The 23,573-nt window shown below is 68.3% G+C and carries 24 protein-coding genes and 2 tRNA genes; 18 read left to right on the plus strand and 8 right to left on the minus strand.

Going from position 1 to position 23,573, the window contains the following annotated elements; translation table 11 throughout:
• The first annotated feature begins 31 nt into the window (after window positions 1–31).
• The 14 genes from AC4GYU_RS05160 to phoB all read left to right on the plus strand — a co-directional run bounded on the left by AC4GYU_RS05160 (window position 32) and on the right by phoB (window position 11,464).
• Window positions 32–556, plus strand: coding sequence for a gamma carbonic anhydrase family protein (locus tag AC4GYU_RS05160; RefSeq protein ID WP_491085824.1), 525 nt, complete (start codon window positions 32–34; stop codon window positions 554–556).
• Window positions 557–595: 39 nt separating this feature from the next.
• Entirely contained in the window at window positions 596–1,288 is a 693-nt protein-coding gene (locus AC4GYU_RS05165) for a pirin family protein (protein ID WP_491085825.1), read from the plus strand.
• 62 nt (window positions 1,289–1,350) lie between these two features.
• Entirely contained in the window at window positions 1,351–2,730 is a 1,380-nt protein-coding gene (locus tag AC4GYU_RS05170; RefSeq protein ID WP_491085826.1) for a hypothetical protein, read from the plus strand.
• A gap of 55 nt (window positions 2,731–2,785) precedes the next feature.
• Window positions 2,786–2,871: transfer RNA gene (locus AC4GYU_RS05175), tRNA-Tyr, on the plus strand.
• A 206-nt stretch (window positions 2,872–3,077) separates the two neighbouring features.
• A complete protein-coding gene (locus AC4GYU_RS05180; protein ID WP_491085827.1) occupies window positions 3,078–3,749 on the plus strand; it encodes a response regulator transcription factor in 672 nt (223 codons plus the stop codon).
• Window positions 3,750–3,820: 71 nt separating this feature from the next.
• Entirely contained in the window at window positions 3,821–4,162 is a 342-nt protein-coding gene (locus AC4GYU_RS05185) for a hypothetical protein (RefSeq protein ID WP_491085828.1), read from the plus strand.
• A gap of 49 nt (window positions 4,163–4,211) precedes the next feature.
• Entirely contained in the window at window positions 4,212–4,673 is a 462-nt protein-coding gene (locus AC4GYU_RS05190) for a hypothetical protein (RefSeq protein WP_491085829.1), read from the plus strand.
• 12 nt (window positions 4,674–4,685) lie between these two features.
• Window positions 4,686–5,687 (plus strand): sensor histidine kinase, encoded by a 1,002-nt coding sequence (locus AC4GYU_RS05195; RefSeq protein WP_491085830.1) that lies wholly within the window; start codon window positions 4,686–4,688, stop codon window positions 5,685–5,687.
• Between the two features lie 109 nt (window positions 5,688–5,796).
• Window positions 5,797–6,831, plus strand: coding sequence for a substrate-binding domain-containing protein (locus AC4GYU_RS05200; RefSeq protein WP_491085831.1), 1,035 nt, complete (start codon window positions 5,797–5,799; stop codon window positions 6,829–6,831).
• A gap of 10 nt (window positions 6,832–6,841) precedes the next feature.
• Complete coding sequence (gene pstC, locus AC4GYU_RS05205; protein WP_491085832.1) at window positions 6,842–8,233, plus strand: phosphate ABC transporter permease subunit PstC; 1,392 nt, start codon at window positions 6,842–6,844, stop codon at window positions 8,231–8,233.
• Window positions 8,226–9,119, plus strand: a complete 894-nt coding sequence (gene pstA, locus AC4GYU_RS05210; RefSeq protein WP_491085833.1) for a phosphate ABC transporter permease PstA — start codon at window positions 8,226–8,228, stop codon at window positions 9,117–9,119. The genes pstC and pstA overlap by 8 nt, the downstream gene beginning before the upstream one ends.
• Before the next feature lie 196 nt (window positions 9,120–9,315).
• Window positions 9,316–10,062 carry a phosphate ABC transporter ATP-binding protein PstB gene (pstB, locus tag AC4GYU_RS05215; RefSeq protein WP_491086883.1) on the plus strand — a complete coding sequence of 249 codons (747 nt, stop codon included), beginning with the start codon at window positions 9,316–9,318 and terminating at the stop codon, window positions 10,060–10,062.
• 14 nt (window positions 10,063–10,076) lie between these two features.
• Complete coding sequence (phoU, locus tag AC4GYU_RS05220; RefSeq protein ID WP_491085834.1) at window positions 10,077–10,772, plus strand: phosphate signaling complex protein PhoU; 696 nt, start codon at window positions 10,077–10,079, stop codon at window positions 10,770–10,772.
• Window positions 10,772–11,464, plus strand: a complete 693-nt coding sequence (phoB, locus tag AC4GYU_RS05225; RefSeq protein ID WP_491085835.1) for a phosphate regulon transcriptional regulator PhoB — start codon at window positions 10,772–10,774, stop codon at window positions 11,462–11,464. Before phoU ends, phoB begins: the two co-directional genes overlap by 1 nt.
• 3 nt (window positions 11,465–11,467) lie before the next feature.
• Here the strand turns inward: phoB and AC4GYU_RS05230 are convergent, their stop codons facing one another.
• Window positions 11,468–11,794, minus strand: a complete 327-nt coding sequence (locus tag AC4GYU_RS05230; protein ID WP_491085836.1) for a hypothetical protein — start codon at window positions 11,792–11,794, stop codon at window positions 11,468–11,470.
• A 77-nt stretch (window positions 11,795–11,871) separates the two neighbouring features.
• Between AC4GYU_RS05230 and ku the strand changes: the two genes are divergently transcribed.
• Window positions 11,872–12,750 (plus strand): non-homologous end joining protein Ku, encoded by an 879-nt coding sequence (gene ku, locus AC4GYU_RS05235; protein ID WP_491085837.1) that lies wholly within the window; start codon window positions 11,872–11,874, stop codon window positions 12,748–12,750.
• An 84-nt stretch (window positions 12,751–12,834) separates the two neighbouring features.
• Window positions 12,835–15,432 carry a DNA ligase D gene (ligD, locus tag AC4GYU_RS05240; protein WP_491085838.1) on the plus strand — a complete coding sequence of 866 codons (2,598 nt, stop codon included), beginning with the start codon at window positions 12,835–12,837 and terminating at the stop codon, window positions 15,430–15,432.
• Here the strand turns inward: ligD and pip are convergent.
• The 3 genes from pip to AC4GYU_RS05255 are packed head-to-tail and all read right to left on the minus strand — an operon-like array spanning window position 15,427 to window position 18,501.
• A complete protein-coding gene (gene pip, locus AC4GYU_RS05245) occupies window positions 15,427–16,386 on the minus strand; it encodes a prolyl aminopeptidase (RefSeq protein ID WP_491085839.1) in 960 nt (319 codons plus the stop codon). The two genes, ligD and pip, sit on opposite strands and share 6 nt — an antisense overlap.
• Before the next feature lie 2 nt (window positions 16,387–16,388).
• On the minus strand, window positions 16,389–17,759 hold the full coding sequence (locus AC4GYU_RS05250) for a glutamate--cysteine ligase (RefSeq protein WP_491085840.1): 1,371 nt from the start codon (window positions 17,757–17,759) through the stop codon (window positions 16,389–16,391).
• 10 nt (window positions 17,760–17,769) lie between these two features.
• Window positions 17,770–18,501 (minus strand): 16S rRNA (uracil(1498)-N(3))-methyltransferase, encoded by a 732-nt coding sequence (locus AC4GYU_RS05255; RefSeq protein ID WP_491085841.1) that lies wholly within the window; start codon window positions 18,499–18,501, stop codon window positions 17,770–17,772.
• A 79-nt stretch (window positions 18,502–18,580) separates the two neighbouring features.
• On the opposite strand from AC4GYU_RS05255, the gene AC4GYU_RS05260 reads away from it, so the two are divergent.
• A tRNA-Gly gene (locus AC4GYU_RS05260) sits at window positions 18,581–18,654 on the plus strand.
• Between the two features lie 548 nt (window positions 18,655–19,202).
• On the plus strand, window positions 19,203–19,496 hold the full coding sequence (locus AC4GYU_RS05265; RefSeq protein WP_491085842.1) for a hypothetical protein: 294 nt from the start codon (window positions 19,203–19,205) through the stop codon (window positions 19,494–19,496).
• Window positions 19,497–20,171: 675 nt separating this feature from the next.
• On the opposite strand, the gene AC4GYU_RS05270 is transcribed toward AC4GYU_RS05265, so the two are convergent.
• From AC4GYU_RS05270 to rlmB, 4 genes are read right to left on the minus strand one after another with little or no spacing between them, the layout of a single operon-like run.
• Complete coding sequence (locus tag AC4GYU_RS05270; RefSeq protein WP_491085843.1) at window positions 20,172–21,638, minus strand: FGGY family carbohydrate kinase; 1,467 nt, start codon at window positions 21,636–21,638, stop codon at window positions 20,172–20,174.
• Window positions 21,635–22,192: an NADPH-dependent FMN reductase gene (locus AC4GYU_RS05275; protein ID WP_491085844.1), complete on the minus strand. Its 558-nt coding sequence runs from the start codon at window positions 22,190–22,192 to the stop codon at window positions 21,635–21,637. Before AC4GYU_RS05275 ends, AC4GYU_RS05270 begins: the two co-directional genes overlap by 4 nt.
• A 3-nt stretch (window positions 22,193–22,195) precedes the next feature.
• Complete coding sequence (locus AC4GYU_RS05280) at window positions 22,196–22,813, minus strand: DNA-3-methyladenine glycosylase family protein (RefSeq protein WP_491085845.1); 618 nt, start codon at window positions 22,811–22,813, stop codon at window positions 22,196–22,198.
• On the minus strand, window positions 22,813–23,559 hold the full coding sequence (gene rlmB, locus AC4GYU_RS05285) for a 23S rRNA (guanosine(2251)-2'-O)-methyltransferase RlmB (RefSeq protein ID WP_491085846.1): 747 nt from the start codon (window positions 23,557–23,559) through the stop codon (window positions 22,813–22,815). The genes AC4GYU_RS05280 and rlmB overlap by 1 nt, the downstream gene beginning before the upstream one ends.
• Between the last annotated feature and the right edge of the window lie 14 nt (window positions 23,560–23,573).

Here is a 23,573-nt window from a genome sequence, read left to right on the forward strand (position 1 = left end):
GAAGGATGCGGCGGCGCCTATCATCGCGTCCATGCCACGCTATGCCCTCGGTTCGGTCGCCCCCACCCTTGGCGAGGGGAGCTGGGCCGCGCCGTCCGCCGATCTCATCGGCGACGTCCGCCTCGGCGCCCGCGCCAGCATCTGGTTCGGGGCCGTGGTCCGGGCCGACAACACGCCGATCCTCATCGGCGAGGAAAGCAACCTCCAGGACGGGGCGGTCTGCCACAGCGATCCCCATGCCCCACTGACCGTTGGCCGGCGCGTGACCGTCGGCCACCAGGCGATCCTCCATGGCTGCACCATCGCCGACGGCGCGCTGATCGGCATGGGCGCAAGGGTGCTGAACGGGGCTTTCGTCGGCGAGCGCTGCCTCGTCGGGGCAGGGGCACTCATCCCCGAGGGCAAGACGTTCGAGCCCGGCCACCTCATCGTCGGGGTCCCCGCCCGGATCGTCCGCCCGCTTACCGACAGCGAGCTCCAGACCCTCGAGGGAAGCGCGCTCCTCTATGCCGAAAAAGCGGCGCTCTACGCCTCGGGCCTGCAGTTACAGCGCTGACACTTGAGGCCGCCCGGACAAGCCTCCACCTTCCCGGACATGATCGACATTCGCCCCTTCGCTTCGCTCGGCCACGCCGACCATGGCTGGCTCGACGCACGTCACCATTTCTCCTTCGCCAATTATCATGACCCGGCCCGCATGGGCTGGGGCAAGATCCGCGTCTGGAACGATGACCGGATCGCGGCCAAGTCGGGCTTTCCGCCTCACCCGCACCGCGACATGGAGATCGTCACCTATGTCCGCACCGGCGCGATCACGCACCAGGACAGTCTCGGCAACAAGGGCCGGACCGGCGCCGGCGACGTGCAGGTGATGAGCGCCGGGAAGGGCGTCGTCCATGCCGAATATAATCTCGAGGACGAGGAAACGACGCTCTTCCAGATCTGGATCGAGACCGACCGGACCGGCGCCAACCCGAGCTGGGGGGCAATGCCCTTCCCGCGCGAGGCCCGCGACGGTGCCTTCCAGCTCCTCGCCAGCGGCAACCCCGACGATGGCGTGCTGACGATCAACGCCGATGCGCGGATCCTCGGCGCGACGCTCAAGGCCGGGGGGACCATCACGCTCGAAGCCGATCCGGCGCGTCACCTCTATCTGGTGCCCTCGGCGCCGGTGCGGGTGAACGGTGTCGCGGCGTCGGCGCGGGACGGCATTGCGGTGACCGGCGAGAGCGCGCTCCGGATCGAGGCCGATGCGGACGCCGAGCTGGTGCTCGTCGACGCCCGCTAGCGGGCTGATGGCTTGCCGCCGCGGCACGAACGGTTCAAAGGGACATCAACTTCCCTAAGCCGATGAAATTGAACGACCCCGTGCCGCGGACCTGCCTTGCCCTTGCCTGCCTGCTGCTGAGCAGCGCCTCGCTCGCCCAGACGGCCCCTGGCGCCGCCAATGTCGTCACCCCGTCGCCGCCCCCGCGCGAAGGGACCGTCGGCCCTGAGCAACTGCGCGATTTCTCGCTTCCCGGCACCCGGACCACGCCGGCGCCGACCCCGCGGACGGACGCGCCGGCCGAGACCGCCCCGGTCCCGGGTCGGCCGGCAGCCAGTGCCCCTCCGACCGGCACGCCCGCGCCTGCGCGGACGACGACGGCGCCCGCCGAGCGCCCGGCGCCAGGGACCGGCCCCGCCGCCGCGGCGCCGCTGACCACTACCGCGACGCCGACGACGCCGGCCGCATCGACGCCGTCGCGATCGGTCGAGCCCGCACCGTCGGTCGCGATCCCGCTTGGTGACGCCGTCCCGTCGCCGGCTTTCGAAACCGCGCCTGTCGCCGTTCCCCCGGTCACCCAGGGAGCGACCGACACGGCGGCGCCGGCGAGTACCTTCCTCTGGTGGCCATGGGCCCTTGTCGCGGTGCTCGGCGGGGTGGCGCTGGCCTTCCTGCTGCGCCAGCGTCGCCGCCGTAGTGCCCGGCTCGGCTATGCCGGCGCGACGGAGGCTTATGCGCCGCCGGTCGAGCGACCCGTCGCGCCGCCCGCGCCCGCACCGCGCCCGGCTCCTGTGGCGCGAACGCCGGTCGCGGATGAACCGCGCCAACCCGTCGCGCCCAATCCGACGGGCATCGTCACCACTCGCCTCCGTTCGCCGGCACCCGCGCCCGCGCCGGCTCCTGCACCGGCGCCTGCGCCTGCGCCCGTTCCGGCCGCGCCGGTCGGCGCGGTCGTCAGCCGCCGGCTCCGCCCCTGGATCGACCTCGACCTCCAGGTGCGCGAGGTGCTGCTCAACGAGACCGAGGCGCTGATCCGCTTCGACCTGCTGGTGGTGAATGGCGGCGCCGCGCCGGCACGCCAGGTCGTCGTCGAAGCGCTTGCCCTCAACGCGGGTGACGCCCAGTCCGACGAGCTCAGGACCTTCTTCGCCCGGGCGGCCTCGACCGACCAGGGCATCGCCGAGATCCTGCCGATGGAGACGACCACCGTCAGCCACGAGATCCGCATGCCGCGCGGCGCGATCCGCGCCTATGAAGCGCAGGGCCGCTCGCTGTTCGTGCCGATCGTCGCCTTCAACGCTACCTATCGCGCGGGCTCGGGCGTGGGGCGGACGAGCGCCGCCTATCTGCTCGGGCGGCACAACCCGGCCTCGGATCGTCTTGCTCCGCTCACCCTTGATGCGGGGAGCGCGCGGATGCTCGGCGTGGGGGTCCGCAGGCTGGAAGATACGGTCAGACGTTAGTCAAAGCGTTGACAGCGCACCGGCCGGGGGGCATTGGCGCCCGGCCTGACCTCGTGGAGAGGTGGCCGAGTGGTTAAAGGCAGCAGACTGTAAATCTGCCCGCGCAAGCGTACGCTGGTTCGAATCCAGCCCTCTCCACCATTACCGCCGCGGGGCGGACCGGGACTTACCCACAGAAATGGTTGCGAGTCGAAACTGATTCGCGAATCTTCGCTACAGTTGCGGCGGCGATCGCGCCTGCGCGTCACGGCTATTTGGGAGAAATCCGGAATTTCTGCCCATTTCTCCCAAAATGGTAGCTTTATTGCGGACTCACTTTTGCGCGTATTATCTGGTAATTATTGACCATGGCCTTCAATGCCTTGGCAGGATTGGGGTCGACGCGTGATGTTGAGCCGGTCGGGGGGCCGAGCATAGTGGGCGGGGCAGAGTTTGCCGCATCGGGTCGTTGCTCGCAGCTGAGCAATGGCCAGCTCGAAGTGCTTCGTCTCGTCAATCGCCACCTCAACTCGAAGGAAATCGCGAGCAGGCTCGGGATTTCCAGCCACACGGTCGACCAGCGCGTCCGCGGTGCGATCCGCGTGCTCGGCGTCACGCGCCGCAGCGAAGCAGCGCGCCTCGTCGACGCCTATGACCGTGCCCTGGCCATCGAAGCCCTGGCATCGACACCTGCGGCGTCCGAGACGGTGCCGTCCGAACCGCCATATCAGCGATTGATACATCAAGCGCCGGACATCGACGCCGCTGCCGCCGGACCGCACATCGACGGGGCGGTCAGTTTACAGATTCGGCACGCTGATCGCACAGGGGGGTCCGGGGCAGAACGCCTCGAAACCGAGCAGAGGCCTCAGTTCCGGCCCTCCCTGTTTCTTCCGTGGTCCACACCACAGCAACCCCGCAACGGGTGGAGCGTGGGACAACGGTTGGTAGCGATCACGGGCTTTGCGATCGCCGCCAGCTTCTCGGCCGGGATGTTCCTCGCGGGGCTCGAAAGCCTGGCCCGCCTGGTCCGTCCCTGACGAGGCCCCGACGCCTGACCGTTCGGACCCACATTCGGCGCGGAAGTCGCGGCTTCCGGCAAGGAGAGGTCATGCGCAGGCAGATTCTTGAACAGACGGCCGTCGATGTCGCAAGCCAGGTGCGGGCGGTCGAGGACAGCATCGAAGCCGCCCTCATCGAACTCGCTGAACTCCAGAACCGCATGATCCGGGCGCGCTCGATCGCCGGCGTCGGGATCGCGACCGGCCATGGCGCGCTCGAACAGGTCGCCCATTCGCTGAGCGCGCTGGTCACCGCCCGCGGCGGCATGGCCAATTGCCATGCGGCGCTGCTCGACGCCAAGCAGCATGTCCCGGGCCTTCGCACCATTGCCTTCGGCGACGGCCAGGAGTGCCCGAAGCCCGAGCTCGCGGCGCTCCGAGTGGTCGCTTGACGACCCTCCCGCATCCGACACGCAGGACGCCGTCGGCCCCCGGCCGGCGGTGTCCGGTCATGTGATGCGGATCCTCGTCTATTATGCGCTGCTGCTGCTGGTGGTGGCACTGGCCTTCTGGCGCGGCCGCCTCGACGAGAAGTGGGCGGCCTGCACCTGCGTCGTCGGGACCGGGCTGACCGCCGCGACCTCGCACGCGCTCGGCGACCGCTGGGGCGATTTCGATCCCTTCCTGTTCGTGGTCGACGCCTCGGTCCTCGCCTCCTTCCTGTTCATCGCCCTCCGCTCGCAGCGCTTCTGGCCGATGTGGGTCGCGGGCCTCCAGCTCACCGCCACCAGCGTCCATCTGCTCAAGCTCATCAATCCCGAACTGATGCGCTTCGTGTTCGGCGCGGCGCTGGCCTTCTGGTCCTATCCGATCCTCGCGCTGATCGCGGTCGGGGCCTGGCGCACGACCCTCGTCGAACATTGGCGCAGCCAGTCGATTGCCTGGGACCGCCCGACGCAATAGCCAAGGGTCGCCATGACCCTCCCGCCCTTCGTCACTGCCTTGCTCGACGCGCTCGAGGAGCCCGCGCTGATCGTCTCGGGCGACCGGACGCTTGCCGCCAACCGGGCGGCACGCGCGCTCCTCGGCGACCAGCTGGTGGGGCAGGACGTCCGCTTCGCCGTCCGCCAGCCCCAGGCGCTCGACGCCATCCTCGCCGGCCAGTCGCGCAGCGTCGAGGTGCGGGGCATCGGCGGGGTCGAGCGAAGCTGGGAAGTCGCGCTGACCAGGCTCGGCCAGGGCCAGCTGCTGGTCCGGCTGGTCGATCGCTCCGCCCGCCGCGCCGCCGAGAAGGCGCAGGTCGATTTCGTCGCCAACGCCAGCCACGAGCTGCGCACCCCGCTCGCCGCCGTGCTCGGTTTTGCCGAAACCCTCGCCGAGGAAGGCCCGCTTCCCGACGATCTCCGCCAGCGCTTCGCGACCCAGATCGGCGACCAGGCCGGCCGGATGATGGAGATCATCCGCGACCTCATGAGCCTGTCGCGGATCGAGGCCGACCGCTTCCGCGGACCGACCGGCAAGGTCGCGCTGGCCACCATCGTTGAAGCGGCAGTCAGGGCTGCCCAGCCGCTGCTCGACGAACGCGGCTGCGCCATCCGCCTCGCACTTGCCGAAGACCTCCCCGCCATTCCCGGGGACGAGGCCCAGCTTCGCCAGGTGGTCGACAATCTCGTCGCCAACGCCATCCGCTACGGCTGCCGCAAGCCGGGCGACGCGATCGACGTCGCGCTGACCGCGGCCGGGCCGCTTCAGCGCCTCGTCATCCGCGACCATGGCGAGGGCATCGCCGCCATCCACCTCCCGCGCCTGACCGAGCGATTCTACCGGGTCGATTCGGCGCGTGGCCGCGATCAGGGCGGGACCGGCCTCGGCCTCGCCATCGTCGCCCAGATCGTCGAGCGCCATCGCGGCCTCCTCGACATCCGCAGCACGCTCGGTCGCGGAACCGAGGTCGAGGTCCGCCTGCCGCAGGCCTGACCCGGCCATTGTCATCACTTTGTCATGCTGGCGTCACACTGCGGCCTCTGGTCCCCCGCTAGGGGGCGGGTCGGGGGGCATCTGGGCCCTGATGGAGAAAGCCAAGACCATGACCAAGTTCTGGGTCGCGCTGCCGCTCGCCATGACGCTGGCGGCGTGCGGCGGGGGCGGCAGCAACAATGCCGCATCGCAGCTCAAGATCGTCGGTTCCTCGACCGTCTATCCGTTCACGACCGCCATTGCGGAGGCCTTCCAGAAGGCCAACCCGGGCTCGAGCGTGATCGTCGAATCGACCGGCACCGGCTCGGGCATCAAGCTCTTCTGCGAAGGCGTCGGCTCGAAGTTCCCCGACATGGTGAACGCGTCGCGCCCGATGAAGAAGAGCGAATATGACGCCTGCGCGGCCGCCGGCGCCAAGCAGGTGATCGAGATTCCGATCGGCATCGACGGCCTGACCCTGATCGAATCGAACAAGGCCGCGCCGCTCAAGGTGACGCTCGCCGACATCTACGCCGCGGTCGCCGCCAATCCCTATGGCAAGGGCCCGAACAAGGCGCAGACCTGGAAGGACGTCAATCCGGCGCTGCCCGCGCTCAAGATCCGTGTCCTCGGCCCGCCGCCGACCAGCGGCACCCGCGACAGCTTTGCCGAGCTGATGCTGACCAAGGGTTGCGAGAGCGATCCCGCGATGAAGGCGCTCAAGAAGAGCGACGAGCCCAAGCACAAGGACCTGTGCACCAAGATCCGCGAGGACGGCGTGTTCGTCGAGGCGGGCGAGAATGACAATCTGCTCGTCCAGAAGGTCGAGGCCGACCCCGGCACCATCGGCGTGCTCGGCTACAGTTTCCTCGCCGAAAATGCCGACAAGATCCGTCCGGTCGAGATCAATGGCGTGCTTCCCTCCGAAGCCACCATCCAGGATCTCAGCTATCCGGGCGCTCGCAAGCTCTACATCTATGCCAAGGGCGAGCATGCGGCGGTGAAGCCCTCCATGAAGGCCTTCCTCGCAGCCTATGCAAAGGAATGGGCCCCGGGCGGCCTGCTCGAGAAGCGCGGCCTCGTGCCGTTCAAGGGCGCTGACGGCGCGGCCGCGACCAAGGCCGCGACCGAGATGACCCCGCTCGACCCGGCGTCGCTCAAGTAAGGCCCGGACCGTGAGTTTGCTTCTGTCCCTCGTCCTCGTCCTTGTCGTCGCCGCCGCGGTCTTCGCGGTGGCGCGGGGCCGGGCGGCTGCCCTCCAGGGGGCGGGCGAGGGGCGGAAGCGGCTCAACAGCCTGCCCGCCTACCACGGCGGCTTTGCCTTTATCTGGGCCGCTATCCCGGCCCTCCTGTTCCTCGCCGCTTGGAGCCCCATCCAGAACGGCCTCGTCGACCAGGCGGTCATGGCGAGCCCGGCCGGCCAGCAGCTGCCGGCCTTCGACCTTGCCCGCGATTCGATCCTCGGCGAGGCCCGCGCGGTCGCGAGCGGCGCCTCGGACCTCGCCTTCACCCCGCTCGCCCGCGAACTCGTGCCGGTCTACCAGGACGCGCTCGGTCGCTACGGGCTGATCGGCGGTATCGGCGCCATCCTGCTCGCGCTCGCCGGCGGTCTCTGGGCCCTGTCGCGCGTGGGCCTCGACTTCCGCGCCCGGGCCGGGGTCGAGCGCTGGCTGATGGGACTGCTCGTCGCCGCCTCGCTGATCGCCATCCTGACCACCTTCGGGATCGTCCTCTCGCTTCTGTTCGAGACGCTCCGCTTCTTCTCGATGGTCCCGGCAAGCGATTTCCTGTTCGGGCTGCAATGGTCGCCCCAGGTCGCGATCCGCGCCGACCAGGCCGGTTCGTCGGGTGCCTTCGGCTCGATCCCGCTCTTCTGGGGGACGGTCTTCATCGGCGCGATCATCGCCATGATCGTCGCCATCCCGCTCGGCCTGATGAGCGCGATCTTCCTCACCCAATATGCGCCCGCCGGGCTGCGCAAGGTGCTGAAGCCGCTGCTCGAGATCCTCGCCGGCGTGCCGACCGTGGTCTACGGCTATTTCGCCGCGCTGACCGTCGCGCCGCTGGTCCGCGACCTCGGCCTCGCCATCGGCATCGAAAGCGCGTCTAGCGAAAGCGCGCTCGCCGCCGGACTCGTCATGGGCGTGATGATCATCCCGTTCGTCAGCTCGATGGCCGACGACAGCATCGCCGCCGTGCCCCAGTCGATGCGCGACGGCAGCCTCGCGCTCGGCGCGACCCGGTCGGAGACGATCCGCAAGGTCATCCTCCCCGCCGCGCTTCCGGGCGTGGTCGGCGGGGTGCTCCTCGCCGTCAGCCGCGCGATCGGCGAGACGATGATCGTGGTGATGGCGGCAGGCCTTTCGGCCAACCTCACCGCCAATCCGTTCAACAGCGTCACCACCGTCACCACGCAGATCGTGCAGCTGCTGACCGGCGACCAGGAATTCGACAGCCCCAAGACCCTCGCGGCCTTCGCGCTCGGGCTGGTCCTGTTCCTCGTGACCCTGTTCCTCAACCTCATCGCGCTGCGCGTCGTGCGCAAGTATCGGGAAGCTTATGAGTAAGTCAGCCGGCCGCTGGTCGAGCGAGGCCATGAAGCGGCGCGTCGCCCGCCGCTACGCGTCCGAGCGCCTGTTCAAGGGGCTGGGCCTTGCCGCCATCCTGATCAGCCTCGCCTTTCTCGTCTTCCTGCTGGTCACCATGACCTTGCGCGGGATCGGCGGGTTCAGCGAAGGCTTCCTCACCGCCAGCGATGCGACCGACCCGACCCAGGTCGGTGTCTGGGGGGCGCTCAAGGGCTCGTTCCTGACCATTGTCGTGACCATGGCGCTGGCCTTCCCGATCGGCGTGCTCGCCGCCGTCTACCTCGAGGAATTTGCCCGGCGGAACCGCTGGAACGACTTCATCGAGGTCAGCATCAACAATCTCGCCGCCGTGCCCTCGATCATCTTCGGCCTGCTTGGCCTCGCGGTGTTCCTCAACTTCATGCACCTGCCGCGCTCGGCCGCGCTCGTCGGCGGGTTGACGCTCGCGCTGATGACCATGCCGGTCATCGTCATCGCCGGGCGCAACGCGATCAAGGCGGTGCCGCCCTCGATCCGGGACGCGGCGCTGGGGGTGGGCGCGTCGAAGATGCAGGTCGTGTTCCACCATGTCCTGCCGCTCGCGCTTCCGGGGATCCTCACCGGCACGATCATCGGCATGGCTCGTGCGCTGGGCGAGACCGCGCCGCTGCTGATGATCGGCATGCGGGCCTTCATCGCCACGCCGCCGCAGGGCTTCACCGATCCCGCCACCGTGCTTCCGGTCCAGATCTTCCTTTGGTCGGACGAGGTCGACCGCGCCTTCGTCGAGAAGACCAGTGCGGCGATCATCGTCCTGCTGCTGTTCATGCTCCTCATGAACGGCCTCGCAATCTATCTTCGCAACCGCTTCGAGCGCCGCTGGTAAGGCCGCTGATATGAACAACGAAAAAGAACCCCTGGTCACCAATTCGCCGGTGCCTTTCCCCTCGACCGCCATCGCCGCGGAAGCCGCTCGCGACGGGGCCGGCGTGCCCGTCCCCGAGGTCGAGGACCATGGCTCCGACGAGGAAGAGGGTGGGGCGGTCATACACCCCGACAGCGTCAGCGGCCCCGAGCCCAAGATGCGCGCCGAGAACGTCCGCGTCTTCTATGGCGAGAAGGAAGCGCTGAAGGGCGTCTCGATCGAGGTCCACGACGACAAGGTCACCGCCTTCATCGGCCCGTCGGGCTGCGGCAAGTCGACCTTCCTGCGCTGCCTCAACCGGATGAACGACACCATCTCGGGCGCGCGCGTGACCGGCCGGATCACCCTCGACGGGCACGACATCAACGCGCCCGACATGGACATCGTCCAGCTTCGCGCCCGTGTCGGGATGGTCTTCCAGAAGCCCAATCCCTTCCCCAAGTCGATTTACGAGAATGTCGCCTACGGCCCCCGCATCCACGGGCTTGCCGCGGGTAAGGACGAACTCGACGCGATCGTCGAGAAGAGCCTCCAGCGCGCCGGCCTCTGGGACGAGGTCAAGGACCGCCTCGCCGAGAGCGGCACCGCATTGTCGGGCGGCCAGCAGCAGCGCCTCTGCATCGCCCGCGCCATCGCGGTCGATCCCGAGGTCATCCTGATGGACGAGCCCTGCTCGGCGCTCGACCCGATCGCGACCGCCAAGATCGAGGAGCTGATCCACGAGCTTCGCGGCCGCTACGCGATCGCGATCGTCACCCACAACATGCAGCAGGCGGCGCGGGTCAGCCAGCGGACCGCCTTCTTCCACCTCGGTGAACTGATCGAGTACGGCAAGACCAAGGAGATCTTCACCAACCCGCGCGAGCAGCGCACCCAGGACTATATCACCGGCCGCTACGGCTGAGGGGGACAGGATACGTGGCTACGCAAGGACATACGCTCAAGGCGTTCGACGAGGATCTCGACCGGCTGCGCGCGCTCATCACCGAGATGGGCGGCCGCGCCGAGCATGCGATCATCGAGGCGATGCGCTGCCTGTCGGAACGCGACAGCGAAGGCGCGCAGATGGTCATCGCCGAGGACAAGAAGATCGACGCGCTTGAGGTCGAGACCGAGCGCCGGGTGATCCAGCTGATCGCGCTCCGCGCACCGATGGCGGGCGATCTTCGCGACGTTGTCGCCGCGCTCAAGATCTCGGGCGTGGTCGAGCGGATCGGCGACTATGCCAAGAACATCGCCAAGCGCGTCGCGGTGCTCGAGAATGCCGGCAAGATCGAGCCCTTGTCGCTCCTCCCCGAGATGGCGCGGATCGCCAGCAGCATGGTCCACGACGTGCTGAACGCCTTCGTCCAGCGCGACGCCGAGGCCGCGGTCCGGGTCAGCGCGCGCGACAAGGCGGTCGACGATTTCTACGACAGCGTCTTCCGCACCCTCCTCACGCACATGATGGAGAACCCGCACAACATCGGCCAGGCGGCGCACCTTCTGTTCGTCGCCAAGAACCTCGAGCGGGTCGGCGACCATGCCACCAACATCGCCGAGATGGTCTATTATGCGGCGACCGGCCAGCACATGGCCGACCGGGTCAAGGGCCCCGAAGGGATCGCCCTCTGATGCCGGCCCAGGGACGCCTGCTCCTGGTCGAGGACGACCGCTCGCTCGCCGACCTCATCACCTATCATTTCGAGCGCGAGGGCTATGCCGTCACCCGCACCGGCGACGGCGAGGAAGCGCTGCTGCTGGCCGAGGAGATCCGTCCCGATCTCATGATCCTCGACTGGATGATCGAGGGGATCAGCGGGATCGAGGTCTGCCGCCGCCTGCGCCGCCGCCCGACCACCTCCAACCTTCCGATCCTGATGCTGACTGCACGGGGCGAGGAGGACGACCGGATCCGCGGCCTCGAGACCGGCGCCGACGACTATATCACCAAGCCGTTCAGCCCCAAGGAACTGGTCGCCCGCGCTGCCGCGGTGCTCCGCCGGGTCCGCCCGGCGCTTGCCGCCCAGACGCTCGACTATGGCGGGCTCGAGATGGACATCGGCGCCCACCGGGTGAAGCGCGACGGCAAGACGCTCAGCCTCGGTCCCACCGAATATCGCCTGCTGCGCCACTTCCTCGAGCATCCCGGCCGGGTCTTCTCGCGCCAGCAGCTGCTCGAGACCGTCTGGCCGCACAGCGAGGAGATCGAATTGAGGACGGTCGACGTCCACATCCGCCGTCTGCGCCTGTCGCTCGGCGAGCCCGACCTCATCCGCACCGTCCGCAGCGCGGGCTATGCGCTAGACGCCGACGGGGTCGCCTGACGCCTAGCGCGCGGCGATCGCGAGCAGGCTTGCGCCCGCGCTGGCGAGAAAGGCGATGAGGATGAAGGCGACCCGCGCGCCGGCGGCCTTGCCGCGTGCGATCGCCTCCTCGTCGAGCCAGTAACGCTCGCCCCCAGCGCTCCGGACCTGCCCGCGCTTGACGAGGTAGGCGAGCATTTCGGGTGCGCCCTTGGCGGAGACGTCGAGCGGCATCGCTGCCCTGGCATGGATCGCCCCGCCCTTGCGCAATTGTCCGAGCAGCCCTTCGGCGCTGGCCGCGCCCTGCTGCGCGGCGACGATCAGGGCGGTGTTGATCGCGGGATAGGCCATGGCCGTGCAACTTATCGGAACAAGCCGGCGCTCCCAAGCGATTCCGGTGCGTAACGATTTTTGGAGGAGCCACGCCCATGGCCGCCCGTCCCAGCTGGCGCGGACACATCCGCCTCGCGCTCGTCTCGATCCCTGTCGAAATCTATCCCGCGTCCAAGTCGGGCGCCGGAATCGCCTTCCACCAGATTCACGAGCCGACCGGCAAGAGGGTCAAATATGAGAAGGTCGTCCCCGGCATTGGCCCGGTCAGCACCGACGACATCGTCAAGGGCTTCGAGGTGACCAAGGGCGAATATGTCCTGCTCGAGCCCGAGGAGATCGAGAGCGTCAAGCTCGAGAGCCGCAAGACGCTTGAGCTCGCCCAGTTCGTCGACGTCGACGACATCGACCCGCTCTATTACGAAAAGCCCTATTTCGTGGTCCCGGCCGACGACCTCGCCGAGGAAGCGTTCATCGTCCTTCGGGAAGCGCTCCGCCGCGCGCGCAAGGTCGGGATCGGCCAGCTCGCCATGCGCGGGCAGGAATATGTCGTCGCGATCAAGCCCTGCGGGCGCGGCATGCTGATGGAGACGCTCCGCTACGCCGACGAGCTCAACAAGGCGTCGAGCTACTTCCGCGACATCGAGGACAGCGAGCCCGATGCCGACCTCCTCGAACTCGCCACCACGCTGATCGACAAGAAGAGCGGCAAGTTCGACGCGGGCGAATTCCACAATCGCTACGTCGACGCGGTGAAGGGCCTGATCGAGCAGAAGCGCAAGAAGAAGGGCGGGGGCCTCGTCATCCAGGACCCCGACAAGGAGACAAAGCCCAAGAGCAACGTCATCGACCTCATGGCCGCCCTCAAGAAGAGCCTCGGCGACGGCGGCGACAACGCGGCCAAGCCCGCCGCCAAGAAAGCCAGCGCGCCGAAGAAGCCGGCCCCGGCCAAGAAGGCAGCGGGAGGAAAGCGGTGATGCTCCCCTGCGAAAGCAGGGGCCCAGTATCTTCTGGCGGGTCGATCGAAATCACTGGGTTCCTGCCTTCGCAGGAGAACATTCGTGGCTAAATCCCCCCGCCCCAAGGGCCTCGACATCGAGACCTACAACGCCAAGCGCGACTTCGCGAAGACGAAGGAGCCCAAGGGGCGCAAGCTGAAGGGCGAGGGTGACAGCTTCGTCGTCCAGAAGCATGACGCCTCGCGCCTCCACTGGGACTTTCGCCTCGAGCTCGACGGCGTGCTGAAGAGCTGGGCCGTTCCCCGCGGCCCGTCGCTCGACCCCAGGACCAACCGTCTCGCGATGCGGACCGAGGACCATCCGCTCGACTACGGCAGTTTCGAGGGCATCATCCCCGCCGGCGAATATGGCGGCGGCACGGTCATGCTGTGGGATCGCGGCCGCTGGATCCCGCATCCCGACAAGGATCCCCGCAAGACGCTCGCGGAAGGCCATCTCCATTTCACCCTCGAGGGCGAGCGGATGAAAGGGGAATGGGTGATGTTCCGGATGAAGCCCAAGCCCGGTGAGAAGGGCGAGGCATGGATGCTGAAGAAGGTCACCGACGACTTCGCCAGGCCCGACGAGGGCGATGCCCTGGTCGAGCACTGCCTGACCAGCGTCGAGAGCGAGCGCAGCATGGCTGAAATCGCAGCCGGTGAGGATGTGTGGGAGAGCAACCGGTCGGGCAAGAAGGGCGGGCGGACCAAGCGCAAGGTCACCCCGCCGCCGGCTTTCCAGGCTCCGCAGCTCGCGACGCTTGCCGACCATGTCCCGACCGGCAGTGGCTGGCTCCACGAATTCAAATATGACGGCTATCGATTGCTCCTCAGCGTCGGCGACGGTGCCGCGCTCGCCTGGACCCGCAACGGCAAGGACTGGAGCGACTTCTTCGCCGAGCTGACCGAGGCTGCGGCCGCCTCGCTGCCCGCCGGCTGCCTGCTCGACGGCGAGGCGGTCGCGCTTGACCCCGACGGCAAGCCCAACTTCCAGCTGCTCCAGTCGACCCTCAAGGGCGGGAAGGGCGCCGACAGGCCGCCGCTCGCCTACTACGCCTTCGACCTGCTCACCGACCGCGGCGAGGACGTCACGGGCCTTTCCAATCTCGAGCGCAAGCAGCGCCTCGCTGCCCTGCTCAAGGGCGTGCCGGCGCCGCTCGTCTATGGCGACCATATCGTCGGCAAGGGCGAGCAATTGTTCGACCGCATCTGCAAGGACGGCGGCGAGGGGATCATCTCGAAAAAGGCCGGCGCCCCCTATCGCGGCACGCGCACCAAATGCTGGCTCAAGATCAAGTGTATCGCCCGCCAGGAGTTCGTCATCGTCGGCTGGCAGGCGAGCGACAAGCGCCGCGGCTTCCGTTCGCTCCACCTCGCCGTGAACGAGAAGGGCGCCCTTCGCTATGTCGGCAAGGTCGGTACCGGCTTCGACACCAAGACGATCGAGGCTCTGAGCGAGCGCATGGCGCCGATGAAGCGCGACGAACCCGCACTCGAAATCCCCCGCGCCGCCCGCCGCGGCTCGACCTGGATCGAGCCGAGCCTCGTCGCCGAAATTGCCTTTACCGAATTCACCAGCGACGGCGTCCTCCGGCATCCGAGCTTCCTTGGCCTGCGCGAAGACAAGCCCGCCAAGGACGTCGTGCTGGAATCCGCCTCGTTCCTCCCCCGGGAACCGGGGGGAGGTGCCCCGAAGGGGCGGAGGGGGAAAGGCGACGGCGCCAAGGCCGCTGCGCCGTCGGAAACCAAGGCCTCCAAGGCCTCCAAGGTAAAAAAGGCGGACCTCCGCACCGCCGCCGACTTCGACCTTCGCCTGACCTCGCCCGACCGGGTCATCTTCCCCGAGGATGGCCTCACCAAGGGCGACCTCGCCGATTATTATGCCGCGGTCGCCGACCTCCTTATGGTCGACCTCGCCAACCGCCCGATGACCCTCATCCGTTGCCCTTCCGGCCGCTCGAAGAACTGCTTCTTCCAGAAGCATGACAGCGGCTCGATGGGCGCCCACGTTCGGCACGTTCCGGTCAAGGAAAGCGACGGCTCGACCGAGGATTATCTCTTCGTCGACGAACCCATCGGCGCGCTCGAATGCGTGCAGATGAACACGATCGAATTCCACGGCTGGGGCAGCCGGATCGATCCGCTCGAAATGCCCGACCGCCTGGTGTTCGACCTCGATCCCGACGAGGGCCTCGACTTCGCGCGCGTGAGGACCGCCGCGCTTCGCCTCCGCGACCTCCTCGCCGACCTCGGACTCGAGACCTTCCCCTTGCTCTCGGGCGGGAAGGGCATCCACGTCGTCGCGCCGCTCGACCAGAGCCGCGACTGGCCGACCGTGAAGAGCTTTGCCGAGCGCTTCAGCCGCGCCATCGCCGAGGCCGAGCCCGAGACCTTCACCGCCAATATCCGCAAGAATCAGCGCAAGGGCCGGATCTTCCTCGACTGGCTCCGCAACCAGCGCGGCGCGACCGCGGTCCTGCCTTATTCGGCCCGCGCCCGCGAAGGGGCGCCGGTAGCGGCGCCGGTCGCCTGGGACGAGCTGCCGGATCTTGTCGGCGCCAACATCTGGTCGATCCGCGATGCGCGGACCTTGCTCGACCGCGCGGCGGCGAGGGGTCTCAAGGGCTGGGGCCAGGCCCGCCAGGCCCTGCCCGACCTATAGGCCGGCGAAGCGGTCCGTCGCGCGCACCAGCTGGTCGAGGACCCCGGGCTCGCTGTAGAGATGCCCGCCGTCGGGAATGATGTGCAGCTCGGCCTCCGGCCAGGCCTTGTGCAATTCCCAGGCGGCCTTGGGCGGCGTGCAGCTGTCGTGACGGCCCTGCACGATCACGCCCGGAATATGGCGGATCTTCTCGACCCCGCGCAGCAGTTGCCCTTCCTCGAGCCAGCCGCCACTGCGCATATAGTGGTTCTCGATCCTCGCCACCGCGATTGCCTTATGCGGCTCGGTGAAGTCCTCGATCACCGACGGGTCGGGAAGCAGCGTGACTGTAACCCCCTCCCACTTGCTCCACGCCTTGGCCGCGGCGAGCTGGACCGCTTCGTCCGCGCTGGTCAGCCGCTTGTGATAGGCCTCGAGGAGGTCGCCGCGCTCCTCTTTGGGGATCGCCGCCACGAACTCGTCCCAGCCGTCGGGATAGACCTGCGACGCGCCGCCTTCCTGGTAGAGCCAGTCGACCTCGTAGCGGTCGAACAGGAAGATGCCGCGCAGCACCAGCTCGGTGACCCGGTCGGGATGCGCCTCGGCATAGGCCAGCGAAAGGGTCGATCCCCAGCTCCCGCCGAACACCTGCCAGCGCGCGCAGCCCATCACCTCGGTCCGCAATTTCTCGATGTCGGCGACGAGGTCCCAGGTCGTGTTCGCCTCGAGGCTCGCAAAGGGCGTCGAGCGCCCGCAGCCGCGCTGGTCGAAGACGAGGATATGATAGAGCTCGGGATTGAACTGCCGTCGGTGCGAAGGGCTCGCGCCGCCGCCCGGCCCGCCGTGCAGGAAGACCACCGGCTTGCCGTCCGGATTGCCGCACAATTCCCAGTAGAGCCGGTGGCCGTCCCCGACCTCCAGCATCCCGGTGCGATAGGGTTCGATCGGCGGATAGAGAGTGCGGCGCTCGCTCATGCTCAGAAGCTCAGCTCGTCATAGACGCGGGAAACGTCGCCGCCCCACTCGCCATTGTACCAGGCGAGCAAGCGGTCGGCCGGGGTGACGCCCGTCGCCACCACTTCGCGCAAGGGGTCGAGGAAGCCCACCTCGTTGGTCCCGCCCGCATCGAGCTTGGCTCGGTTGCTAAGCCCCATCGAGGCGATCTCGACCACCTGCGCGGCGAATTCCTGCATGCTCCGCCCGCCCGGCACCTTGGCCTCGAGCGCCTGCGCCGGCACCGCCGAACGCAATTCCTCGCGCTCGTCGATGGTCCAGTCCTTGACGAGGTCCCAGGCCGCGTCGAGCGCCTGGCGGTCGTAGAGCAGCCCGACCCACAAGGCCGGCAGCGCGCAGATCCGCCCCCAGCGCCCGCCATCGGCCCCGCGCATCTCGAGGAAGCTCTTGAGCCGCACCTCGGGGAAGGCGGTCGACAGATGATCCGTCCAGTCGGCGACCGTGGGCTTCTCGCCCGGCAGCTGCGGCAGCTTGCCCTCGAGGAAGGCCCGGAAGCTCTCGCCCGCGCAATCGATATATCTGCCGTCGCGCATCACGAAATACATCGGCACGTCGAGCGCATAGTCGCAGTAGCGCTCGTAGCCGAAGCCGTCCTCGAACACGAACGGCAGCATCCCCGTCCGGTGCGGATCGGTGTCGGTCCAGATATGGCTGCGGAAGCTCTTGAAGCCGTTGGGCCGCCCTTCCGTCAGCGGCGAGTTGGCGAAGAGCGCGGTGGCGACCGGCTGGAGCGCAAGCCCGACCCGGAACTTCTTCGCCATGTCGGCTTCGCTCTCATAGTCGAGATTGACTTGGATGGTGCAGGTCCGGAGCATCATGTCGAGCCCGAGGCCGCCGACCCGCGGCATATGCCGGAGCATGATCCCGTAGCGCCCCTTGGGCATGATCGGCAGCTCGGCGCGGCTCTTGTCGGGCCACATGCCGAGCCCGAGGAAGCCGAGCCCCAGCCGGTCCCCGACCGCCTTCACCTGCTCGAGGTGCCGGCCCGCCTCGGCGCAGGTCTCGTGGAGCGAGGCGAGCGGCGCGCCCGACAGCTCGAGCTGCCCCGCGGGCTCGAGGCTGATCGTCCCGTCGCTGCCGGTCAGCGCGATGACCTTGCCGTCCTCCTCGACCGGCCGCCAGCCATAGTCGGTAAGGCCCATCAAAAGATCGCGAATCCCGCCGGGCTCGTCCCACGAGGGCGCGCGATGGTCGGCGAGGCGATAGACGAACTTCTCGTGCTCGGTCCCGATCCGCCAGCGCTCGGGCGGCTTTTCGCCTCCCGCGAACACCGACAGGAGGTCGTCCCGTCCCTCGATGAGCGGGCTGTCGCTAAGATCGGTTCGCGTCGTCATGAGCCGCGCGTTAGCGCCAATCCCCGGCGCCCGCCATATAGAGGCTGACGGCGGCGAGCGCCGCGGTTTCGGCGCGGAGGATCCGGGGGCCGAGCCCGACCCCCGTCGCCCCCGCCGCGAGGATCGCCGTGCGCTCGTCGGGGGTAAAGCCGCCCTCGGGGCCGATCAGGATCGTCGCCGGTCCGGGCGCGACCGCCGAGGCCATCGGCACGCCGCCCGTCTCGTCGGCGAAGATCAGCATCCCCTCGTGCGCGGCGAGCAGCGCCGGAAGCTTCACCGCCGGCGCGATCACCGGCAGCCGGGTCCGCCCGCACTGCTCGGCCGCCTCGATCGCGATCGCGGCGAGGCGCTCGGGATTGAGCCGCTCGACCACCGTCCGCTGGGTCACCACCGGAAGCAGCCGCGCGACGCCGAGTTCGGTCGCTTTCTCCACCAGCCATTCGACCGGCGCACGCTTCACCGGCGCGAAGGCGAGGGTCAGCGGCGGCAGCGTCTCGGCGGGGCGGACCTGCTCGGCTACCCGCAGCACCAGCCGCTTCTTCGCCGCGCCCTCGATCCGCGCGAGCCATTCGCCGCTCTCCCCGTCGAACAGCAGCAGCTCGGCCCCTTCGCCCATCCGCAGCACGTTGCCGAGATAATGGGCGGGCTTGCCCTCGAGCAGCACCGCATGGTCGGCCGCAAGCGGCTGCGCGACGAACAGGCGGGGGAGGGCGCGGGGCGGCCAGGCGGGAGTGGCGGGCATGGCCAAGCGCTAACCGCGCCGCGCCCCGATGGGAAGGTTGACCACCCCCGCCGCCCCGTGGCAGGGCACGGCCAGCCAAGCGGGTGTAGCTCAATGGTAGAGCAGAAGCCTTCCAAGCTTACGACGAGGGTTCGATTCCCTTCACCCGCTCCACGCTCCCAGAGAAGCGCCGGCTCTCCACTCGATGATCGATTTCGAAGTCCGGTTCCGACCCGTTGCGGACATTGAGGCTGCTCCGCATAAGTCGGCTATGAGCACCCCGTCCAAAGCAGAGCGAATGGAACTTCGGCGCAGCTTGGGGAACCGTCAGGTTACTGCTCCTTACGTGCCGCCCTATCACAGGGGAGCCGACTGCCTATGGCCACACGCCTGTTGCGAGTGCCACAAGTCTTGGAAGCTGGCAGAGGAAGCCTCGGCTAAATGTCCGGAATGTGGTAGCGACCTCCGCTGGATGGGTCGGGCGTTCAAAGTCCCTAAGAAGGCAGACACTGAGCAGTGGGCAAAAGTTCGTGCCCTGTGGTTCGCGGGCTTCCGCTTCTTCAACTCACCCAGCACGAAAGGCACTGCTGAGCCGCTCCCGGAGCGGCTGCGAGAGGTTGACGACTTCGTGCGCCGCAATCCTGAGCATCCCTATCGAGTGAAAAGCTAAGGTCCGCTTTCCACCCATTGCGGACATTTCGTCGCTCCATCATCATAGAAGAGTGGCCCTACTTACCGCTCTTCTGATTGGTCCTTTCGCGCTAAACTTGCTGGCGGTGCTCTACTTGGGCAGCCGCGTGAGCAGGGTGATTTTTTTGAGCACCTCGGCCTCGCCGCTCATCTGGTGGTTAGGGCTGAACTGCCTGCTTACATTGAGGGACGGACCGAAGACCTTCTCCGACCCCTATTTCCTAGTTTTGCTCATGATGGTTGCAGATTTCTGCTTGATCACGCTTCCACTGGCTCTTTTGGGCAAGTTGACCGGTAACTGGCTGAAGGAGAGGGCCACCAGCTGAGGTCCGCTCTCCACCCATAGCGGAGATTGGCGCCTACGAATTCGCCCTTCGAAGCCATCTGCTGTCGAGGCGTGCACGCTTCACCCGCTCCACGCTTGCAGGGAGCGCCGGCTCTCCCACACGCTAAGCCCCAGCTCCGCAGCTCGCTGCGAACCGACCTCACGACAACGCCTTCGCAGCGGGCGAATTGGGTCAATAAGACGTGCGAGCGGGAGGCGCGTATGATGGGCCATGTGTTGCGTTAAGCCACCAGATCGAGCTTCGCTTGCCTGGTCTCCATCGGCACTCTGCTCGCACCGATCCCGGGCGCGGCGGCCCAGTCCAGGCAAGCGGCTGACGCCGGCGGGTCGGCCGACGAGATAGTCATCACGGCGCAACGCAGCGGCATTCCCGTTTGGCGGGTAGTTCGGTGACCATCGGATCGTTCAAGAAAAGAGATGGTACCCGTGCCTTCGGAATCACGACCTCACGCTGACTGTCCGACTCGACGACCGCGATCGAAGCGAACCGTTGAAGTGTAGGAAGAATTCCGATAACGAACCGAAATGGATAATTTTTCCTCTCCGCCTTGTTACGGCAGATTGACGCCGTGTCGGACAGGAGGGGTCTGGCATCGGTAGAAAGTGGGCCTGAACAACCCCCGCCCTATGTCAACTTCGTCAACTTCGCGACCGCTCAGGCCCGGGCGACGAGGGTGCGCCAGGTGTCGAGCCGGCGGCGGCGCTCGGGGCCGAGGTCGCGGGGGAGGAAGGATCGGCCCTCGCTGACCATCGCCGCGGCGGCGGCGGGGAGGTCGGGGTAGAGGCCGGCGCCGACCGCGGCGAGGAGGGCGGCGCCGCGGGCGGTGGTCTCGATGTCGGCGGGCCGGGCGACCGGCAGGCCGGTCATGTCGGCGAGATCCTGCGCGAGCCAGTCGTTGGCCGCCATCCCGCCGTCGATCCGGAGGTCGTGCCACGGCGCGCCCGCGGCGGCGAAGGCGGCGGCGAGGTCGACCAGTTGGTGACTGACGGTCTCGAGCGCGGCGCGGGCGACATGGGCGCGGGTCGAGGCGAAGGTAAGGCCGGTAATGGCGGCGGTCGCCTCGGGCTTCCAGTAGGGCGCGCCGAGGCCGGACAAGGCGGGAAGCAGGGCGACCCCGCCATTGTTGGGGACCGAGCGGGCGAGTTCCTCGGTCTCGGCGGCGGAGCGGACCAGCCCGAGATTGTCGCGAAGCCATTTGACCAGGCTGCCCGCGACGAAGATCGCGCCCTCCAGTGCGAACAGGCGCTCACCGCCGACTTCGCACAGGATCGTGCCGAGAAGGCCATCGGCGGCAAGCGGGCGGTCGGCGCCGCGGTTGGTGAGGACGAAGGCGCCGGTGCCGAGCGTCAGCTTGGTCTGGCCGGGCGTGAGGCAGGCCTGGCCGAGGGTCGCGGACTGCTGGTCGCCGATGAGGGCGGTAAGCGGGATGGCGGCGCCGAAATGTTCGGGGCGGACCTCGGCGAGGGGTCCGGCATTGGCGACGATCCGCGGCAGGCTTCCCCGGGGGACGGCGAAGAGGGTGAGCAATTGCTCGTCCCAGTCCCGTCCTTCGAGATCGAGGAGGAGGGTGCGGCTGGCATTGCTGACGTCGGTGAGATGGTCCCCGCTGAGGCGAAAGGCGAGCCAGCTCTCGATCGTCCCGAAGGCGAGCCGGTCGCCCGCGTCGGCGACCTCGGGGGCGTTGGCGAGGAGCCAGCCCATCTTGGTCGCCGAGAAATAGGGATCGAGGCGGAGGCCGGTGCGGCGCTGGAGCCCGGGTTCGAGACCGGCCTCCCGGAGCGTTCGGCAGCGGTCGGCGGTGCGGCGGTCCTGCCAGACGATGGCGCGGGCGAGCGGACGGCCGGTGGCGCGGTCCCAGGCGACCACCGTCTCGCGCTGGTTGGTGATCCCGATCCCGGCGATCCGGTCGGCGCCGCCAGCCTCGGCGACCATGTCGCGGGCGCAGGCAAGGGTCTTGGTCCAGATCTCCTCGGCATCATGCTCGACGAGGCCGGGGCCGGGATAATGCTGGACGATGTCGCGGCTGCAGTGGCCGAGGACAATGCCCGTGGCGGGGTCGTAGCGAATGGCGCGGGTCGAGCTCGTCCCGGCATCGAGGACGAGGATCTCGCGCCCGCTCACCCCAGGCGGCCCGCCGCCTGCGCGACCTGCTGCCCGACCAGCCGGAGCTGGCCGGCCATGTCGGGGTCGGTGAGGGCGCCCGCGGGATCGAAGCTGTCGGCCCCGATCTTGAGCGCGGCGCCGAACGGAGTCGGCCAGCCGCGCAGGGCGTGCGCGATGGTTCGCAGCGTGGTCATGGAGGAGTTGGCGGCTTGGTGGCCGAAGGCGGTGACGATCAGCCCGACAGGCCGCCCTTCGAGATAGGGGCGGGTATCACCGGCCAGTTCCTCGAAATAGTCGATCGCATTCTTGACCATGCCCGAGACGGTGCCGTGATAGCCGGGCGTGGCGAGGAGGATGCCATCGGCGGCTCGGACCGCGTCGATCATCTCAGCCCCGGTCCCGGCCTTCCAGTCGGGGCCGCGATAATGGGGCAGGCCGGCGATATAGGCGCCGCCGAAGAGGGCGATGTCGGCGCCGAGCGCCCGGGCCGCGTCGGCCGCGACGGCGAGCACCCGCTCGGTGCTGCTCCCGGGGCGGGCGGTCCCGCCGATGGCGACGATCCGGCGCTGCATCGGTCAGATCACTTTCGTATTGTAGCTGTGCCAGGCGAGGACCGCCGCCGCGCCGCGATAGGGAGCCCAGCCTTCGGCCCGGTCGCGAAGCCACTTTTCGCTCGGCTTGGTCTCGGATCCGAGCAGCCGCCCGAGCTCGATCTGGACCGCGAGGTCGCCAGCCGGGAAGACGTCGGCCCGGCCTTCCGCGAAGAGAAGGTAGATTTCGGCCGACCAGCGACCGATGCCCTTGACCCGGGTGAGGAGCGCGATGGCCTCCTCATTGTCATCGGGGAGCGCCGAAAGGTCGAGTTCGCCCGACAGCACCAGCCCGGCAAGGCTGCGGAGGTAGCCGGCCTTCTGCCGCGACTGGCCGAGCGCGCGCAATTCCTCGTCGCTCGCCTCGGCGAGGCGGGCAAGGTCGGGCGGATCGCCATAAGCGTCGGTCAGCTTGTTCCACATCGACTGGGCGGCCGCGACGCTGACCTGCTGGCCGACGATGGTCCGAAGCAGCGCCGCCGTTCCGCGCGCCGAGGAACGCGGTTCGGGGGTGCCGAGCCGTTCGATCACGCTGCCGAAGGCGGGTTCGGCCGAGACGAGGTGGGCGAGCGCCTCGTCGAGCGACTCGCGGCTGTGGACCATCAGGCCTGTGCCGCCGCGTAGAGCGCCACTGCGGCGGCGTTCGACACGTTGAGGCTTTCGATCGCATCGCTGATCGGAAGCTTCGCAAGCGCATCGCAATGGTCGCGGATGTTCTGGCGCATCCCCGGCCCTTCGGCACCGAGGACCAGCGCGACCCGCGGCGGTCCAAGTGCCTCGGCGAGGGTCGACTTGGCTTCGCCGGCAAGGCCGATCCGCCAGAAGCCCGCTTCGGCGATCTCCTCGAGCGCGCGGGCGAGGTTGACGACCCGGACCCATGGTACCCGCTCGAGCGCGCCCGAGGCGGCCTTGGCGAGCGCGCCGCCCTCGGGCGGGGCATGCCGGTCCTGGGTGACGATGCCGATCGCTCCGAAGGCTGCGGCCGAGCGGAGGATGGCGCCGACATTGTGGGGGTCGGTGACCTGGTCGAGGACCAGCAGCACGGCTTTCTCGTCGGCCTCTGCGAGGAGGTCGCCGAGCCAGATGTCCTCGAGCGGTTCGACCTCGATCACCACGCCCTGGTGCGGCGCGTCGTTCGGCACGAGCCGGGCGAGGTCGGTCACTTCGGCCCGGGTCAGGACGACCTCGGGCGGAAAGTTCATGAAGTTGGCGGCTTCCTGCGTCGCCCAGGCCTTGAGCACCCGGCGATCGGGATTGTCGAGCGCGGCGGCGATGGCGTGGCGGCCCCAGAAGCGCGGGCGATTGGCGCTGCCGTGGGAGGATGTGTGCGACTTCTTGCGACGGGTCATGGGCTTTGCTGTAG

The organism is Sphingomonas sp. SP2 (assembly GCF_058313385.1).

Bases quoted from the DNA above. Each gene is read 5' to 3' on its own strand.
- AC4GYU_RS05185 (WP_491085828.1), top strand. From the start codon at position 3,821: ATGCGCAGGCAGATTCTTGAACAGACGGCCGTCGATGTCGCAAGCCAG.
- pstA (WP_491085833.1), top strand. From the start codon at position 8,226: ATGAGTAAGTCAGCCGGCCGCTGGTCGAGCGAGGCCATGAAGCGGCGC.
- rlmB (WP_491085846.1), bottom strand. From the start codon at position 23,559: ATGACCCGTCGCAAGAAGTCGCACACATCCTCCCACGGCAGCGCCAAT.
- AC4GYU_RS05255 (WP_491085841.1), bottom strand. From the start codon at position 18,501: ATGCCCGCCACTCCCGCCTGGCCGCCCCGCGCCCTCCCCCGCCTGTTC.
- pstB (WP_491086883.1), top strand. From the start codon at position 9,316: ATGCGCGCCGAGAACGTCCGCGTCTTCTATGGCGAGAAGGAAGCGCTG.
- pip (WP_491085839.1), bottom strand. From the start codon at position 16,386: ATGAGCGAGCGCCGCACTCTCTATCCGCCGATCGAACCCTATCGCACC.
- AC4GYU_RS05180 (WP_491085827.1), top strand. From the start codon at position 3,078: ATGGCCTTCAATGCCTTGGCAGGATTGGGGTCGACGCGTGATGTTGAG.
- phoB (WP_491085835.1), top strand. From the start codon at position 10,772: ATGCCGGCCCAGGGACGCCTGCTCCTGGTCGAGGACGACCGCTCGCTC.
- AC4GYU_RS05160 (WP_491085824.1), top strand. From the start codon at position 32: ATGCCACGCTATGCCCTCGGTTCGGTCGCCCCCACCCTTGGCGAGGGG.
- AC4GYU_RS05165 (WP_491085825.1), top strand. From the start codon at position 596: ATGATCGACATTCGCCCCTTCGCTTCGCTCGGCCACGCCGACCATGGC.
- AC4GYU_RS05230 (WP_491085836.1), bottom strand. From the start codon at position 11,794: ATGGCCTATCCCGCGATCAACACCGCCCTGATCGTCGCCGCGCAGCAG.
- AC4GYU_RS05250 (WP_491085840.1), bottom strand. From the start codon at position 17,759: ATGACGACGCGAACCGATCTTAGCGACAGCCCGCTCATCGAGGGACGG.
- AC4GYU_RS05195 (WP_491085830.1), top strand. From the start codon at position 4,686: ATGACCCTCCCGCCCTTCGTCACTGCCTTGCTCGACGCGCTCGAGGAG.
- AC4GYU_RS05275 (WP_491085844.1), bottom strand. From the start codon at position 22,192: ATGCAGCGCCGGATCGTCGCCATCGGCGGGACCGCCCGCCCCGGGAGC.
- AC4GYU_RS05170 (WP_491085826.1), top strand. From the start codon at position 1,351: ATGAAATTGAACGACCCCGTGCCGCGGACCTGCCTTGCCCTTGCCTGC.
- AC4GYU_RS05200 (WP_491085831.1), top strand. From the start codon at position 5,797: ATGACCAAGTTCTGGGTCGCGCTGCCGCTCGCCATGACGCTGGCGGCG.
- AC4GYU_RS05280 (WP_491085845.1), bottom strand. From the start codon at position 22,813: ATGGTCCACAGCCGCGAGTCGCTCGACGAGGCGCTCGCCCACCTCGTC.
- ku (WP_491085837.1), top strand. From the start codon at position 11,872: ATGGCCGCCCGTCCCAGCTGGCGCGGACACATCCGCCTCGCGCTCGTC.